The 16,556-nt window shown below is 35.3% G+C and carries 13 protein-coding genes and 1 pseudogene; 10 read left to right on the forward strand and 4 right to left on the reverse strand.

The window, feature by feature from the left end; genetic code table 11:
- Positions 1–8 precede the first annotated feature (8 nt).
- Positions 9–1,034 carry an IS30-like element ISAba125 family transposase gene (locus tag ACNPNW_RS18340; protein WP_004994718.1) on the reverse strand — a complete coding sequence of 342 codons (1,026 nt, stop codon included), beginning with the start codon at positions 1,032–1,034 and terminating at the stop codon, positions 9–11.
- A gap of 20 nt (positions 1,035–1,054) precedes the next feature.
- Here ACNPNW_RS18340 and ACNPNW_RS18345 point away from each other — a divergent pair, with 20 nt between their 5' ends.
- The 5 genes from ACNPNW_RS18345 (at position 1,055) to ACNPNW_RS18365 (ending at position 6,986) form a co-directional block, all read left to right on the forward strand.
- On the forward strand, positions 1,055–2,524 hold the full coding sequence (locus ACNPNW_RS18345) for a TnsD family Tn7-like transposition protein (protein ID WP_151711499.1): 1,470 nt from the start codon (positions 1,055–1,057) through the stop codon (positions 2,522–2,524).
- A complete protein-coding gene (locus ACNPNW_RS18350; RefSeq protein ID WP_086377110.1) occupies positions 2,508–4,103 on the forward strand; it encodes a Tn7-like element transposition protein TnsE in 1,596 nt (531 codons plus the stop codon). Before ACNPNW_RS18345 ends, ACNPNW_RS18350 begins: the two co-directional genes overlap by 17 nt.
- A gap of 96 nt (positions 4,104–4,199) precedes the next feature.
- Positions 4,200–4,673, forward strand: coding sequence for a DUF6932 family protein (locus ACNPNW_RS18355; protein ID WP_005088774.1), 474 nt, complete (start codon positions 4,200–4,202; stop codon positions 4,671–4,673).
- 2 nt (positions 4,674–4,675) lie between these two features.
- Positions 4,676–5,920, forward strand: a complete 1,245-nt coding sequence (locus ACNPNW_RS18360; protein WP_005088776.1) for an ImmA/IrrE family metallo-endopeptidase — start codon at positions 4,676–4,678, stop codon at positions 5,918–5,920.
- Positions 5,901–6,986, forward strand: coding sequence for a beta family protein (locus ACNPNW_RS18365; RefSeq protein ID WP_035374994.1), 1,086 nt, complete (start codon positions 5,901–5,903; stop codon positions 6,984–6,986). The genes ACNPNW_RS18360 and ACNPNW_RS18365 overlap by 20 nt, the downstream gene beginning before the upstream one ends.
- Here ACNPNW_RS18365 and ACNPNW_RS18370 read toward each other — a convergent pair.
- The 3 genes and pseudogenes from ACNPNW_RS18370 to ACNPNW_RS18380 all read right to left on the reverse strand — a co-directional run bounded on the left by ACNPNW_RS18370 (position 6,925) and on the right by ACNPNW_RS18380 (position 8,304).
- The gene (locus ACNPNW_RS18370; protein ID WP_005088780.1) at positions 6,925–7,527 is read right to left on the reverse strand and encodes a sce7726 family protein; all 603 of its coding nucleotides are present in this window, start codon (positions 7,525–7,527) and stop codon (positions 6,925–6,927) included. The two genes, ACNPNW_RS18365 and ACNPNW_RS18370, sit on opposite strands and share 62 nt — an antisense overlap.
- 245 nt (positions 7,528–7,772) lie before the next feature.
- Positions 7,773–8,048: pseudogene (locus ACNPNW_RS18375) on the reverse strand (GNAT family N-acetyltransferase); the annotation flags it as partial.
- On the reverse strand, positions 8,038–8,304 hold the full coding sequence (locus tag ACNPNW_RS18380; protein WP_004728824.1) for a type II toxin-antitoxin system TacA family antitoxin: 267 nt from the start codon (positions 8,302–8,304) through the stop codon (positions 8,038–8,040). The pseudogene ACNPNW_RS18375 and the gene ACNPNW_RS18380, both read right to left, overlap by 11 nt.
- Positions 8,305–8,731: 427 nt before the next feature.
- Between ACNPNW_RS18380 and ACNPNW_RS18385 the strand changes: the two genes are divergently transcribed.
- From ACNPNW_RS18385 to ACNPNW_RS18405, 5 genes are read left to right on the forward strand one after another with little or no spacing between them, the layout of a single operon-like run.
- The gene (locus ACNPNW_RS18385) at positions 8,732–9,535 is read left to right on the forward strand and encodes a heteromeric transposase endonuclease subunit TnsA (protein ID WP_004728826.1); all 804 of its coding nucleotides are present in this window, start codon (positions 8,732–8,734) and stop codon (positions 9,533–9,535) included.
- The gene (locus ACNPNW_RS18390) at positions 9,522–11,642 is read left to right on the forward strand and encodes a TnsB C-terminal domain-containing protein (RefSeq protein ID WP_004728827.1); all 2,121 of its coding nucleotides are present in this window, start codon (positions 9,522–9,524) and stop codon (positions 11,640–11,642) included. The genes ACNPNW_RS18385 and ACNPNW_RS18390 overlap by 14 nt, the downstream gene beginning before the upstream one ends.
- Complete coding sequence (locus tag ACNPNW_RS18395) at positions 11,639–13,321, forward strand: AAA family ATPase (RefSeq protein WP_338840175.1); 1,683 nt, start codon at positions 11,639–11,641, stop codon at positions 13,319–13,321. Before ACNPNW_RS18390 ends, ACNPNW_RS18395 begins: the two co-directional genes overlap by 4 nt.
- 27 nt (positions 13,322–13,348) lie before the next feature.
- On the forward strand, positions 13,349–14,893 hold the full coding sequence (locus ACNPNW_RS18400) for a TnsD family Tn7-like transposition protein (protein ID WP_338840176.1): 1,545 nt from the start codon (positions 13,349–13,351) through the stop codon (positions 14,891–14,893).
- A complete protein-coding gene (locus tag ACNPNW_RS18405; RefSeq protein WP_448767299.1) occupies positions 14,890–16,494 on the forward strand; it encodes a Tn7-like element transposition protein TnsE in 1,605 nt (534 codons plus the stop codon). The genes ACNPNW_RS18400 and ACNPNW_RS18405 overlap by 4 nt, the downstream gene beginning before the upstream one ends.
- Positions 16,495–16,556: the final 62 nt, after the last annotated feature.

Below are 16,556 nucleotides of genomic sequence, written 5' to 3' on the forward strand. Positions count from 1 at the left end.
AGGCGAATTCAAACATGAGGTGCGACAGTTTCAAAAGCCATATGATAATCAACAAGCTGAGCAAATTTCTCTAATGGTGTAAGCCAATCTAACGCCTTTCTAGGACGAGTATTCAGTGACATGGCAACTTGATTTAAATAATGCTGATCTGCCTGATTTAAATCAATCCCTTTAGGTAAATATTGCCTAATTAAACCATTCATATTTTCGCATGTGCCTTTTTGCCAAGGTGAATGTGGGTCACAGAAATATACATCTATGCCTAAATCTTCTTCGAGTATTTTATGTTCTGACATCTCGCGTCCACGGTCATAGGTCAACGTTTTACGCAGTTCTGCAGGTAAATATTTCAGAGCTTCAGTTAAAGCCTTGCGCACTGATTCTGCCTTTGCATCAGGTAATGTTGCCAAGATACAGAGCCGTGTATTTCGTTCAATAAGTGTTGCTATCGAACTTTTATTGTCTTTACCTTTAATTAAATCAGCTTCCCAATGACCCGGTATTTTTCTTTCTTGAACTTCGGCTGGGCGCTCATGAATAGTTTTAATATCCTGTAATATAGAATCTTTTTTAGGTTCACCGTTAGCTTTTCGCTTTTTATTTTCATGACGCAGACAGGATAATAAGTCTTTTTTCAACTCACCCTTGGGTAATGCTCGTATCGTTGAATAAATCGTTGTATGGCTTACATTCATTGTTTGATCCAAATCAGGAAATGTCTTTAAACGCTTTGCTATTTGCTGAGGAGACCATAAACAACGGATCGCTTCAACAATAAATTTCCAGAGGATTGAATCGATTTTGAGTTTTCTGTGACCACGTCTACGTCTAGCAAAAGTGTTATCAGAAGCATATCGAGCTTGATAAACGTCATTGATGCTATTTCTTTTAAGCTCACGATAGATCGTACTAGGATGTCTTTTAATAAGTTCAGCAAATTTTCTGGCTGAAAAGCCTTCTTTTCTTGACTCAAGCATTAATGCAGTACGATCTTCAAAGTTAAGATGATGGTATGACAATTTTATATACTCCATAAACCCTTTAAATTAATTAGGTGGTTTATGTCGCACTTCAAGTTTTACTCTGCCCAGTATTTGGGAATCGATATGTAATCGCCACGCTGGATCTACCTAGCCATATCACAAATATTGCATATCTGCTAAGGAATACAAAACAATATTCAACTGATAACCTAATAAGGCAACATACTTTATTTTCCCTCTACGCCCCATTCGTTCCAAAGAATATACGTGATAAAGCCATTGAGCTAATGCACGGAAAAACTAATGGGGCTCTGCATACAATGTTAGGCGTTGCTGCATCTAGAATTAAAGCCGTTCAGAACTTTCAGGCTTGTCCAAAATGTATTGAAATTCAGCTAATAAAATATGGTGAAGCTTTTTGGAAAAGAGACTGGTTCATACCCAATCTACCGATATGTATAGAACATGGTTCATCCTTATCTATTTATAAAGAAAAACCATCAGATTCCAGACATCATTTTCAGCCATTCATAGAATCACATTTTTCAATAGAATCAGTTGGCTCAGTCTTTTCTCAAGACCTCATCATATCAGCACCAATACAGCAATTACTGAATCTTTTCTCATATCCATCAATATCTTTTGACCAATGGACTCACTTCTATTATGGATTGGCACAAGACTCTGGGTATGCACGTGGGCAACATATAAAACACGATCAAATTTTAGAACTGTTCTTACAATATTGGGGTCAAGAATATCTTCAAGCTAAAAATCTACTTTGTCATCAAAATGAGGAAAATTCTTGGTTAAAAAATATATTCCGTAAGCACCGAAAAAGCTTTAGTTTCTTTGAACATTTACTTGTTTGGCAAACTTTTCTTTCACGAGAGAAATTAGAAAATATTTTTCATCATGCTCAACATATTCAGCCAGTTTTCATAGTAAAAACAACAACTATTGAAAATGACTTAGATATTGTAAAGTGTGCAGAATACCGTAAAAAGTGGCAGCAGCTTGTTAGAAAGAATGGTATTAAGGTGAGTCGCTCCATAAGCAATGGAGGTGCCATCTATGCGTGGTTATATCGCCATGATTATAAATGGCTTCAACAATATAATTCCAAACATCAAGTAGTACGTTCGCCTCTTAACACTCGTGTAGACTGGCATAATCGTGATCGAGAATATGCAAAAGTACTATTGCGACTTGCTCACCAATTCAAAGATGATCTGAGTCCTACACCTAGACGTTCTAGAAACTGGTATCTTATGCAATTACCACAACATTCAAGCATAGAGCATAACCTCTCTAAGCTCCCATTGGTTAGATGCTTTTTGGTAAAGTATGTTGAAAGTATTACTGAATACCAGCTACGCAGAGTCTGTGTAGCTGTTAAAATCTTATCTTCAGATTTTCAACCGTTGCACTTATGGCGAGTTTTCCGCTTGGCAGGACTTAGCAAAGAAAGAATCACCCCTGATGCAGCAAGAATTCTAAAACTATCTGGATTTTTCAATACTCATGACGGTAAAAATTAATCATTTTGATCATAATGTAACAGTTACACATATTGGCGGCCTATTCAAAGGTTCAAAATCAAAAATCTGGAGTATTAACCTACAATGCTCACCAAAACAAGAAAAGAAATTTACTAACTTTAGCAATGCAGCCATGTTAATTCGTGGCAAAAAACTAAACTGTAGCGAAAGACAATTATCTAAACCGAATCTAGTGATTACTTTGTCTGATCAGAATTTTCTAACCCCCTCTCTTTTAAAAGATTTTGATGAATTATCAACGGATTCAAATCTTACATATTTTGAGGGAATACAAACTAGTTTCATTATAGAAGGACCCAATCAGGTCACTATTCATCTACCACAGTTTGAGCTTGCAAGAACACTTTTTCTCATTAACTCTTATTTTTGTCGGGCAAGCCTCAGTACAACGACCATTCAAAATGAATTTGCAATATGCCAAGATAATGAGGAAACAGTAATTGTCTTTTTAGAAAATACAATGCCTTTAAAACTTGTAAATCAAAAGGGAACCCAATGTCTATTAGCCTGGTTACTACTTGATCCTAATGCCAAACAGTCATTTGAAAGCATTTGTCGTTATTTTAATACTCAACTGATTGATAAGGATGGATGGAAGAAATGGATTTTTCAATTTGATCCACCCTCAATGGACGGTTGGACACTCCATTTTCGAGGAAGATATAATAGGTCACAAGATGCTTTTCTTGTTGAAGAAATTGTTGGCATAGAAATCGATACTGATATTCCTACTGACATTAGTTTTGATCACCCATCTTTCACTCAAATCAAGACGGAAGGACAACAATCGGAACAAGGCTACAAACCCGAATATAGTAGTACGCTTGACCCTACAATTGAAGATGGTACGACAGCGTCCATAGAGCACGGAATTCGTATTTTGGATGGTAATGAGTCATGGGTGAGTTTCAAAAAACCATTGACCATCAACAAGAAAGGGAAAACCAAAATAACAGGACAGAAAAGCACGGATGCTGAAAATGATGAATCGGCTTCTGGTCATTTAGCGAGTACAGACGAGGCAAATAGTGCAGGCGATTTACCTGCGGCAGATGTAGGAGGGAAAAAGGACTACACAAATTATGATCAGAAATATGCCCAACGCTATCATGATTTCAACTCGATGATACAAGTGCTTCAATCTACACATCAATGTGTGCTATATGAATCACTTACCCATGAGCTTACGAAAGTTGGGCGTTCCGAGTGTCATAGAATCAGTAAAGATAAACTACGAACCATTAAGTTTGTTCACCTTTGCTATAGAAGTGATGACTTTCTTCTCATTGAATTAGATACATCAGATGGGGTAAAAAGTATATCAACTAAGTTAATCTACCTGACAACCGATGATTGGAAGATTTATTTAGATAAAATTAAGACTCATCTAGTCGCAAAATCACTGTCATGGCCAAATGATTTGTTTGATGATGTATTTGGTGCAAATGCCCATACTCATATTGTCCATCCACGGTTTTCATCACAAGGAAATGACTCTTCAGAAGCTGTTAATAATTGGGCTGTAAGAATTATGAATGTGTTAAAGGATCTATTTTAAATCAAGGAAAATTATCAGTTTATCAGACCAAATGATAAGGAAAAATATTTTAACTTTTGCTATAATTTGTTCATTCAATAAACAAAACCAAGAATTATGCTACCTAGTTTTCAAACACTATGTGGGGCACCATGGCGGATTTTACCTCCTGGTGAACATCTTGCTACATTACAAGAGGTTAAACAAACCTTAGCCTTTAATCCGCATAGACTTAATCTATTTAATGGACTTGTAAACGCAGCTAATTTACTCGCTCGGTCAGGATGTAAGTATTTATACCTTGATGGAAGCTATGTCACTGAAAAAGATATGCCTGGTGATTTTGATGCTTGTTGGAGCATTGAACAGGTTGACTTTAATATTGTTGATCCAATTTTTCTAGATTTAAGTAATGGGACTACTGCCCAAAAAGCACGATTTGGAGGAGAGCTCTTCCCCAACTGTACAGAAAGAGCATCAGGCAAATTGTTTAAAGACTTTTTTAAGAATGAAAAACATACAAATCAGGAAAAAGGGATTATTGTAATAGATCTTCAAGCCGAATTTTCTTTAATGAATCAGGGAGTGTAAAAATGATTTTAAACTCTTTTGAATTAAGTCTAACAGAGCAAAAAATTAAGCAGATACAAGCTACAATTATTGAAGTAGAGAAAGATACTTCTGTCGCTCCCTTTATATCAAAATTAGAATTAGATTCTTTAAATGTATTTTTAAATGAATTAGTTGAAGAGCGTGATGAGTTCTTAGAAATTAGCCAAAAATTTAAACACAAAATTCCTGTAAAAAAGGAAATACTTAAATACCCAGAAAATCTAGTTTATATCAGAATAGCTAATGATATTTCTCAAGAAGATATAGCTGCACTTTTAAATGTTAGTATTGAGGAAATAAAAAGACAGGAAGACTACCTTTATAGACATTTAGATTCTATTTCTTTATTAAGAATAAATGACTTTTTAGAAGAAAAAATATCGAATAGTTTAACTGTACATACGTCTCCAATTGATTGGAATAAATTTCCAATTAAAGAAATGTTAAAACGTAAATGGTTATTATCAGGCAATATTGATCCAATAAGTGCAATCAAAGCACGATTTACAGATCTTTTTGGTAACGAGCAATATGAATTAGCATTACATAGAAAGTTTCACTTTAATGGAAACTCCCCCAATGAATACTCATTGCTTGCATGGCAGATTCAGGTTCTCAGTAAAGCAAAAGAGATAACAAAGCAAATTAAGGTGCCAAAATTTAATAAAGATTCATCTTGGCTAAATCATTTAGTTAGAATTTCTACTAATTCAAATGGACCTTTAGAAGCTCAAGAATTTCTTTTATCAAAAGGAATTATACTAATTGTAGAGCCACATTTACCATCTACATATCTTGATGGTGCTGCAATGCTTTTGCCAAATACTTCAATCCCTGTAATAGGGCTCACATTAAGACAAGATCGCCTAGATAATTTTTGGTTTGTTCTTTTCCATGAATTAGGTCATATTTTTCTTCATCTGAATGCGGAACGCACCTCTATAGTTGATGAAGACGTAGGTATAACTAAAGATGAGGTTGAGATTGAAGCTGACAACTTTGCACTGAACAACCTAATTCCTTCAGAACAATGGGATATGTGCATGTGTAGGTTCTATATCAATGAAGATGCCTTAAATGAAGATGCCCGAAATCTAAATATTCACCCAAGTATTATTGCTGGTAGATTAAGAAGAGAAAACAATAATTATCAAATTTTTAATGAAAAAGTTGGATTAAAGCAAGTAAGAAAATTATTCTGGGGTGATGAATATGATTCTGAGTAACCATTATGTTCCTTTCTTAAAGTGGCGACAAAGTGAATACCAAGCATTGTTTAAACTCAAAAAAGAGATTAAGGATCTTATCACCCCTTATATAATAATGCCTCCAATCGAATATGATTTTGAAGAAAAGCGATTAAAGAAAACCATTCAAGAACATATTGAGCCGATGCCAAAACGGCTCAAAGACAAATGGGGTTCTAGACTTGCTCTTCTAGACTTTCATGACAGTATTGAACAAGGAATCATGGACAATGGAGAAAATGTTATAAAATATGTATATACCAAGAGTCTTGCTATGGGATGTAAACTAATTCCCGTTATTTCTTTCGAAAAGTCTAAATGGTATTTAACAGAAATTAAATCAATTATTAGTACACAAAATTGCGGCCTTGCTTTAAGACTTTTTCTTGAAGATTTAGATAAGCCAAATATAAATGGTGAAATTGATCAAGTATTGGAGATGTTTGATTTAAATATAAATAATATAGATTTGATTATTGATTTAAAAACACCTGATAAATTTGAGCCATATGCTTTGTTTTCCAACTTAATCTTTATGAAAGTTAATAAGATAAACAACATCAAAAGTTATCGTTCTTTTGTTATAGCAGCACATTCACTGAATCTAAGAGAGATTAAACAGCCTGGTGGGTTGTTTACTCGCCATGAATGGATGCTATATCCTTATCTTATAAAGAAGTTCAAAGATAAATTACCAACTTTTGGAGATTACACAACTGATGATATAGAGTTTCTCCCTCCTATGGATATGCGGAAGGTCAACCCATCAGCAAAATTAATTTATACACTGCCTCAGCATTGGCACGTCTTAAAAGCTAAAGCATTTAGAGGGAATGAGATCCAAATGGTTTCTCTTTGTGCAAATGTTATTGGACTACCAGGTTACAAAGGAGTTCCTTTCTCTGATGGGGATAAACGAATTCATGATACTGCTAATGGTAAAGCAAACTTTGGAAACCTAGGAACATGGAAGCAAGTGGCAATCAACCATCATATGACAAAGGTTGTTCATCAACTCTCCAGTTACCACGCTTCAATAATTTAGTTTTAATTTCCAAGGCTAATTGTTGGACAGTCATAACTTGATTCAATTGCTTATACAATTCTTTTCTAGTTTTATATTCAAGTCTCTCTGTAATACCATATTGATACAGTAGGTCAATAGCTTCTGACTTCCATAAGATATGAGCTAGACTAATGAAGTCTACATTTGGATTAAGTTTAGCTCGCCTAATAGAACGAAAACTTACGCCACCTCTAGGACCTTTAGTGGCTAGAATAAGCCCACACCATTCAGGGGTAGAAATCATTACATCTTTAAAATGATTTTCTGCTACAACAAAGGTGACTTTTTGCAAGCTTTTTGAATATTGTGATAACTGATTTTGTAATCTAAGTAGATTATCTTTAGAACTCTTAATTTCATAGCCATGAATACAGTTATCAAACACTGCTATGTCTACTCGATTTCGACCATGCTCTAAAGATAGCTCATCAACGACTAAATGATCGTCTTTAACGTAGTATTGCTTTTGCAATCTACTGTGTAAAGCATGACGAATATCTTGATCATTTGTTGCATTCATTTTCTTTAAAGTATCTAAACTTCACCTATATTTAAAGATGTATTATACAATGTAGAAAACTTAGACGATAGAAAGACTAACAATTTCCGTAGACAGTTAACAACTATTTTGTAATTATGAAAATAGGAAGTTTTAAATTTTTTATTTTAAGTTAAAAACTATTTTGTCATTTATATAGCAAAGAACTTATCTAACACTTTGATTTTGGTTGTTCTTTAGTTAACAACTATTTTGTCTGACCATAGCGCTGCTTGATCAACGGCAAAGCGACCCACAACCACACAAGGTAATGGATAACGAGGTAATCGTTTAGTGAAAATAGCATTAAATCCTATAGAGGTACTTGATAGACAATAAAATCCTCTCACCTACTGTGTATCATCATCAATAGCAACATAGGTTTTACTTGTTCCTGATTTCTGATGTTGGGATGTGTATTATTTTATGGATTTATTTAGATCATCTTGCCCACAATTAAATGATTTTTTCTGATGATGGTCTTGTAAAACCTCAATTTTCATCCAATAAACTCATTAATTTTTTCATCTCATCATTTGCAGGGCGTGGATTTTCAAGCAAATTCATTAACATATCACGATCAGCATTATTTACTTTTAACTCGTGATGATATTTAAGTAATTCTTTTGCTCGTTCAAATGAGGATTGGATCATAAAGGAACTCACACTAAGACCCAATAAATTCGCAGCTTGCTCAATTACATTCTTTGCATCTACAGTTGAACGAACATTGATTCGTTCTGTTGCTAAGTTAGCCATATTTCCCACCAACTTGTGCATCAATATGATGTACAAGTTATAGCAGATTAAGGCAGTACTTTAAGATTCAAATTTGCATATTTTGTTTTAAAATATTTGGAATATAAAATAAGCATTTTACTATGAACCAGAATGAATGGTCGGGTTGAGTCTGAATATGCAGTTGGTTTACATAAAAATATGCAACGATGTTTACTAAGATGTAATTTGAATACTTTTGCCTATCCTAAACGTTTTTTAAACTCAGCAATTGAGTACTAAAATACCCGATAAATTATTAAGCTACTGAATTTAAAAAACAATTAAATAAAAATTATAAAATTTTGTTTGTATATAAATATATTTAAGTTTGTATATTTATGCCAAATACAAAATTATCTTCCTTGAGATATGATGAATTATCAACCAAAATTCATAGGTCTTCTGTATGACAAAAATTATAAAAAACTATGAGGAATTAGTAAAAGAAGGATATGGCCAAGGCCATGGACGAGATTATAAATCTTGCAAAACTGTTCATAACTTCAGTTCAATTGGTCGCTCTCATAGAGTACAAGGTCGTGTGAGTAAACGTCTTCACCACTTGTTTTCTGATCTAGAGTTATCCACCTTTTTGCTGCTTGACTGGAATCAGAACGTTACAGATATTCGTGAACATTATCCTTTGGATATCTATGATCTTAACTCCATCTGTTCTCGTTACCGGATGAAAAAGGTATCGGTTGATTATCTACCTTTTACCCTATCTTCAGATTTTTTAGTTGATTTTGGTAAGTTTTCTATAGCCCTCGACACTCTTTATAGTAAGGATTTGAATAAAGCACATATTATTGAGTCTTTAGAAATTAAACGTCGTTACTGGGAAGAAGAGCACAATACGCCATTCAAGCTGATTACCGAAAAGGATATTCCTGCTACGGTACTAGAGAACATTAAATGGCTGTATGTAGAAAAAAATAATCTTGAAATAACAAATCATATGATTGATCAAGCAATTTATTTTATGGAAGAAATTAGCCAGTATCCTCAAAGCTCATTGATCTCTTTCTGCAACCATACTGACCAAACTCAAAAAAGGGGTATCGGAACGACGCTCGCATTGTTTAGAAAACTATTTGCCCTGCGAATACTGCAATTTAATCTAGAAATTTCGTACTTGGAGCTTAAACTCTCTGATATTCATGCAAGTAATTTGCTCCAGAACGAGAATACAGTCCATGCAACTAATTAATTCAGTTTACATCTTGAATTCAACACAATACCGGATACTCAAATTCTTACCGCAGTATACCGTATGGATTGCAATTGATAATAAAAATGCTTTTCCTGAACTCATTTTATCCAAGGAACTTCAAACTCTCTCAGATGATCAAAGCCTAATACCAGCACAAGATCCTTATGAACACTTAAAACGATTAAACTTGAGTGAGGATTCTATTCAACTCAAAAAAAGAGATGAAAACTTTTTTATTATTCAAGATTTAATTAATGATGAACAAGTTCTTATCAATGCAAAAATCAGGACTGCAAAAATTAAAACTATACATCTAGAAAAAGAAGTATCAATTAATAAAATCCTACGACTCCTAAGACGCTACTGGCAACGTGGTCAAACTATAAATGCTTTGGTACCAGACTATGAAAACTCAGGTGGAAAAGGCCAAAAAAGAGCTATAGGTGATAAAAAAATTGGCAGACCACGCATTTATGAATCGAATGAAGGTAAGAATGTCACTGAACAGGTTGAATTATATTTTAAGCAAGCCATCGAAGATTATTTAGTTCCTGTCAAAAAACAATCCATTAACGAAACTTATCTTCGGTTTAAAAATTTATTTTCTAAGCACTTTCATCAAGTGCAAGCCGCAGATATTCCAACCTATGCCCAATTCTATTATTTTTATAATAAGCGATATAGAAATAAGAACAATTCCAAGGAAATTCTGAAGAATCAGAAAACTCTGAAAGATCACAAACCTCTGACTTCAACAGCGACCAAGCACGCAAATGGTCCTGGTGCACGTTATGAAATAGATTCAACAATCGCTGATATCTACCTTGTATCATCACGAGATCCATCACAGATTATTGGCAGACCTACCGTATATATTGCTATCGATGTATTTAGCCGGATGATTACTGGGCTTTATGTCGGCATGGAAAACAGCTCATTTAACACAGCCATACAATGCCTCAGCGTCGCAATCCAAGATAAAGTAACATTCTGTCAGAGTTATGGCTTACAAATACAAGCGGAAGACTGGCCGATTTATGGTTTACCTAGCGCCATACTTGCAGACCGCGGCGAACTAATTGGCTATCAAATTGAACTTCTTGAAAAAAACTTTTCTGTTCGAATTGAAAATGCACCACCGTATCGAAGCGATGCCAAAGGTATTGTGGAGAGGGCTTTCGGAATCATTCAGTCACGCTTTAAATCCTACGATAATATTGGTGTTGTTTCTGGATTCAAGGAAAAAAAGAAAGGCGGACATGATTATCGGCTAGAAGCGTGCCTGACTCTGGAAGAGTTCAGAAAAATCATATTAAGCTGCATCTTGTTACGCAATAATTTTGATGTCTTGACGAAATATGATCGCAGTGCCGATATGCCAACTGACCTACCATCTATTCCTCTTAAGCTCTGGCAGTGGGGCCTACAGCACCGCACTGGGATGTTAAGACAAGTGGATAACAAATCACTCTATGTGGGCTTGTTACCTAGGATCGATGCCTCCTTAAGTGACAAAGGACTTAAAGTCAAAGGATTAGTCTATCAATGTCTGGAAATGCATCAACAAGGCTGGTTTATTCGTAACACAACCAAATCTCGCCCGAAAAAGTTGCGGATTGGTTTTGACCCATACTCAGTAAATACCATTTATATTTTTTATGATGAAAATAAATTGGAATACTGGGAGGCTCACTTAAATGATACCTCACGTCAATATCAACATCTGACCTGGTGGGAAGCTGAACAAATTCAAAAAGCGATCAAAACTGTTGAAAAACAGCATTCGCAACTCAAGTCTGTAGCCATCAGCGAATTGCAGGATTTTACTGACAACATCATTAAGTCAGCACAGAGTCGGCGGGCTCAAGCGGGAGTTCACCAACTTTCTAACGCACAACGTACTCGAAATATCCGGCAGAATAAACAAGAAGCCATGCAGATGGAACGTGCGGAACACCTACAAAACAGGCCTGTAAATTCTATCCGGACCATCAATCCCAATAAAGATAATACTCAAATACCCCCATCTCAAACCAGCAATCTAGATTTGACAAGTCAACCAGATTTAATGAGACAATTATTTGAAGAGGACGATGAAGAATGAATAATAATGAACTCACGATTAATACATCAATAGAAGACATCTATGGGGATAATCCTCTCATTACTCAATTACCGCCCATTCTTGACACGAAGTCGGTTATTAAACACCTACGAGGGAAACTAAAATTTATTCCAGAGCAGCGTTTTTTGCCTCAACCAGAAAGAATTCATCTAATTGCTCAACTGCCTCATGATTTTTTCCAACCACTCACCAAACATCTATCCCTTGAACAAAAAATTTCTATCATGATCCGGCAAGGTTACGTGAGTAGAAACATCAATAATGGTGATCGACACAGACATTTGCACGCGGCTTTTCAACAACTAGAACCTTCAAACGAAAGCTCTTACCGCTACGCTCCTCCAGAATCGACAGCCACTAGTATGTCTATTATAGGATGTTCTGGGAGTGGGAAAACGACCACGATGAACAAGATTTTGCGTTATTATCCGCAAGTGATTGAGCATAAAGAACTGGGGTTAAAGCAAATTGTTTATCTTAAAATTGATTGCCCTCATGATAGCTCTTTAAAAAACTTATGCTCAAACTTTTTTAGAGCAGTAGATTTAGCATTAGGAGATACTAACTTCGAGCATCGTTTTACCAGAAGCCGCTTAAATGTAAATGCAATGCTGCAGCAGATGAAAATCATCGCAAATAACTATTCAATTGGACTTTTAATCATTGATGAAATCCAGCATTTGAATACAAAAAAATCTGGTGGGGCTGAGATTATTCTTAATTTCTTTGTCACCTTGGTGAATGTCGCATCCATTCCGATCGTGATGATTGGGACACCCAAAGCGAATGAAATTTTGCAAGAAGACTTGAGATCAGCTAGACGCAGTGCAGGATTAGGCTCTTTAATCTGGGAACCTATGCGTAATGAAGCCCCTACTCCCGATCCTAGTACTCCCGATCAAATGATTATTTCTGAATGGCATGCTTTTACAAACAAGCTATGGCAGTATCAATGGGTTCAACAACCAGCTGAACTGACCGATGAATTAAGAGCCACTTGGTATTATTATACGCAAGGTATTCCGGATCTAGTGGTTAAGTTGTTCTGTCTGGTACAAATTCATGCAATCACCATCGGTCTGGAAAAAATCACCTCAGAATTATTTAAAAAAGTCTACGAAGAACAATTGCAGCCAGTCCACGACATTCTAGATGCACTGCGTTCAGGCAATCCTGCACGTATTGCACGGTATTCTGACCTCACTATCCCTCAAGTTCAAATTGAGGAGTATGTTGAACAACACCGTTTTAAAGCCGCATTAAAAACAGAAAAACAGCATAAAGATCTGGGACCGCATTATTCTACTTTAATAGGTATGCTGACAGCATTAGGTCATCCCGCCGCTACAATAGAACCGCATGTCACTTCTGCATTAAAAAAATATCCAAACGAAAACTTACAGGTACTCCTCCAGCATATTCTGGAAGTATTAGACAGCCCTGTAGCAGAAGATAAGTTTAAACAGCATCAAACCACGACTCCGGCAAGGAAGCCACGGACATCTCGTAAAGTCATGAAGGCAGAGGAATGGAAAAGTACTGAAGCTACTGACTTACGAAACTTTTTCAGTCAAGCACAAGAACAGGAAATAGATGTTTATGAGTTATTAAAATCGTCTCACTATTTGTTTGATCCTACTCGTCCTATTTTGCATTAAGCAACAAAGAATGGAGAGCACGGTATTATGATTTCGAATTTTCCAATGCCATATCCGGATGAGCTAATTTACAGTGTAATTGCCCGTTATGCTGTTCACAATGGGATTCTGAGTCCCAAATATCTCACTGAAGAATTATTCAATAGCAGGAATTTAACACCAACTTACGATTTACCTTCGCATCTAGACAGGTTGGCCGGTTACTTACCAGGTCATTATGATGCGCTTATTTTAATTAGCCAGCACACCCTACTACCAATTTACCAACCATTCCAACCTGATACAGTGATGCGTTATGCTGTGCAGGCATTGCGAAATGAACAGTATCAATCACTGCATACTAAATTGGGAAAAAATGCATCGCGGATCAAAGCTGTGAGTTTTTTTCGATTCTGTCCTCATTGTTGGCAAGAACAGATGGAACAATATGGTGAAGTTTACTGGAAACGCAGCTGGCAGATTACTGGGTACGAGTATTGTACAGGACATCAGCAACCTCTTTTTATAAGTTCGATCCCTTGCAATGGGATAGACCGAAAATTCTATTTTGCCCATTTGAATGCACTAAAAGAGTCTTCACAGCTTGTGTTTAATCCTCAAGACGTAAATCATCATATCGAGCTTGCAGGACTGATCGAAGAGCTACTCGCTCATTCAACACCCTTCAATGTGCAGGATTTTTCTACTGTATCAGATGCTTATTTTCTTATCTTAAAAGATAGGGAATTACTATCAGGCCGTAAAAATATCAATTACGAAAAAGTCCGTCAATTAGTCATTGAATATTGGGGCGAAAGTTTTCTTCAATATTATCATTTAGGTGATCTGCTGTCTGAGAACTGCTGGCTCAAAAATATCTGTAGGAAACACCGCAAGGCGTTTTCTTATCTTGAGCATCTAATCGTATTAAAAGCTCTTGTTCCAGAGAAAAATCCGATTGAAATATATAAGCAATATATTCACCTAGTATCAATGGACCTAGAGGAAGACGCCGCAACAGCAGCAATATGTATTGATAATAAAGTAGATCAAACGTTATCTGAGGACCAAAAACAATGGACAAAATTAATCCTAGAAAGGCCAGTCAAACAGGCTCGCCAACAAAATGGCTCACTGTATGCTCGCTTATATCGCAATCATAAAGATTGGCTATTATTTATCAATAAATCAGCTTTAATTCCCCCTCCTTCTGTCCCTAAACCACGTATTGACTGGAGAGCTCGAGATCGACAGTTTATTAAACAACTCATCAAAATACGGAATGAATTATTAGAAGATCTAGACTCCCCGCAATGGACAAAAAAGTTTTTTATTAGACAACTGGGTTCAGTGAGTATGATTGAAAAAAACTGGAATTTTTTCCCATTGACTGCAGCCTTTTTGGATCGTTACGCTGAGTCTGTGGATTGTTATCAAATACGTCGCCTGACTCGAACCTATATTCGCCAAAATATTGAAGATAGATGTTATCCATCGAGTGTTTTTTTACGTGAATCAGGATTAAGTGAGCAGCGATTAACGCCAGAAGCACGTCGATTTTTTAATAATATTTGGGAAGAAATAGAAAAATGAGTGATTGTTCAACTGACTTTTTACCGAATGATATGATTTACTATACTGCGACAAAAATTAGTCGACGTGGTCAAACTCGGTTTGATATTGATACTCATTTGTTTAACCCTATTATTAACAGCTATATTCAGCTTCAATTACCAATTGAGAGCATTCTTCTTTATGACTATCTCACTCCAATTGCTGATGACTATCCAAAAAAGAAATTATTTAGCCATACACTTAAAAGTGTAAATTTCACAACATTCAAAACTATCATTTTATCTGAGGATGAGCCTCAAAAGATGCATCAGGGTAGGATCTGTTTTGAGTTTTATTATTACTCGAAAGTTTTAAAGAGAAATATTAATATTCAAATACCTAAACTTGTTTTAGCTCGAGATCTATTCTTTTCTCACCCGTATCTTTTACGTGCTGCACTTTTTGCAGAAAACTATTCAACAGATATTTTAGTAGACATGGAGGATCCTGATGCAATCCACATTTTTATTGCACAAAATAAAAAGATTTTAAAACAAGATCTCTCCGATCCTCATTTTTTGAAAAAATTGGCTTTAATTCTATTACAACCTGATTTAAATAAAGCCTTCCTTAGCATTTATCAGAAAACAATTACTGATCAAAACAGTGCTAAATATTTTAATTTTGACATGGAGGCTCCTGAGATCAAAAATATTCATCTAACAGTAGATGGAATTTATGATAAAAAAATAGGTATTTACAGAATTGAGCGCATCAGATCTTTCAAAAATCTTGATACAGCTATCAACCGCCCTATTCAATTTCATTTCACTGCAAAAAAAATTATACAACAGGTCAAAAATGCTCAAGGGCAAGGTTCAAATAAACCAAAACCAGCAAGTCAGCCTAAAGAGAAACTGAATAAAAATGCTGAGGCAGATACTGATAAACTACTGAACAAACTAAGAAATATACCTGGAAAAATTTATACTATAGAAGAATTAAAAATTTCTTTAGAGACACCTCCTGCTGAAACTGTAGTACGGAAAAGACAAAAACAAATGGATAAAGATCAAAATCAAGAAGAAGGATTTGCTGGAGGCGAAGGAGATATAGAGGGTACGGTGCCTGGATTTACAACTGAATCAGAAATTCAACTAAAGCGAGTTACCCATGAAGATCTAATTAAGGTACTAAAGGAAATCCAGAAAAAGGGATACAAAGTTCAAGAGGTCAAAAATTCACCTTTTAAAAAATATAAGCTTTTTAGAGGACACAAGTTTGCCAATAATCAACTACGATACTTTTATGTATATAAAATTCTAAATACACAAAGTAATGAGCAATTTTATCTATGTGAAATTGATACGTCAGATGGCAAAAAGAACATATCTACGCTATTACTCAGAGATGAGGAAAAAACTCGATTATTAATTGAAACAGAGTTGGAAAAATTAAATAATTCTATACTTTCTCAATCACTGAGTTGGCCTAAAAAATTTCTATCTGAAGTAAGAGGTATTACTATGTTTACTACAATTAATCATCCTTCAAAAAAGGAACAGATGGAAGAATTGAATTATTATACTGACTGGGCTCAACGTATTTTAGCAAAGGGCAAATCAATGTATAAAAATTAAATACATCGTTACATATTCAATAGGCAAAAACGAGTTACTTTTACTCAATTTTCTTTATAATC

It is taken from the genome of Acinetobacter endophylla (assembly GCF_053543775.1).

Coding starts and splice junctions, on each gene's coding strand:
- ACNPNW_RS18405 (WP_448767299.1), top strand. CDS start 14,890: ATGAGTGATTGTTCAACTGACTTTTTACCGAATGATATGATTTACTAT.
- ACNPNW_RS18360 (WP_005088776.1), top strand. CDS start 4,676: ATGATTTTAAACTCTTTTGAATTAAGTCTAACAGAGCAAAAAATTAAG.
- ACNPNW_RS18380 (WP_004728824.1), bottom strand. CDS start 8,304: ATGGCTAACTTAGCAACAGAACGAATCAATGTTCGTTCAACTGTAGAT.
- ACNPNW_RS18385 (WP_004728826.1), top strand. CDS start 8,732: ATGACAAAAATTATAAAAAACTATGAGGAATTAGTAAAAGAAGGATAT.
- ACNPNW_RS18340 (WP_004994718.1), bottom strand. CDS start 1,034: ATGGAGTATATAAAATTGTCATACCATCATCTTAACTTTGAAGATCGT.
- ACNPNW_RS18390 (WP_004728827.1), top strand. CDS start 9,522: ATGCAACTAATTAATTCAGTTTACATCTTGAATTCAACACAATACCGG.
- ACNPNW_RS18400 (WP_338840176.1), top strand. CDS start 13,349: ATGATTTCGAATTTTCCAATGCCATATCCGGATGAGCTAATTTACAGT.
- ACNPNW_RS18365 (WP_035374994.1), top strand. CDS start 5,901: ATGAATATGATTCTGAGTAACCATTATGTTCCTTTCTTAAAGTGGCGA.
- ACNPNW_RS18395 (WP_338840175.1), top strand. CDS start 11,639: ATGAATAATAATGAACTCACGATTAATACATCAATAGAAGACATCTAT.
- ACNPNW_RS18355 (WP_005088774.1), top strand. CDS start 4,200: ATGCTACCTAGTTTTCAAACACTATGTGGGGCACCATGGCGGATTTTA.
- ACNPNW_RS18350 (WP_086377110.1), top strand. CDS start 2,508: ATGACGGTAAAAATTAATCATTTTGATCATAATGTAACAGTTACACAT.
- ACNPNW_RS18370 (WP_005088780.1), bottom strand. CDS start 7,527: ATGAATGCAACAAATGATCAAGATATTCGTCATGCTTTACACAGTAGA.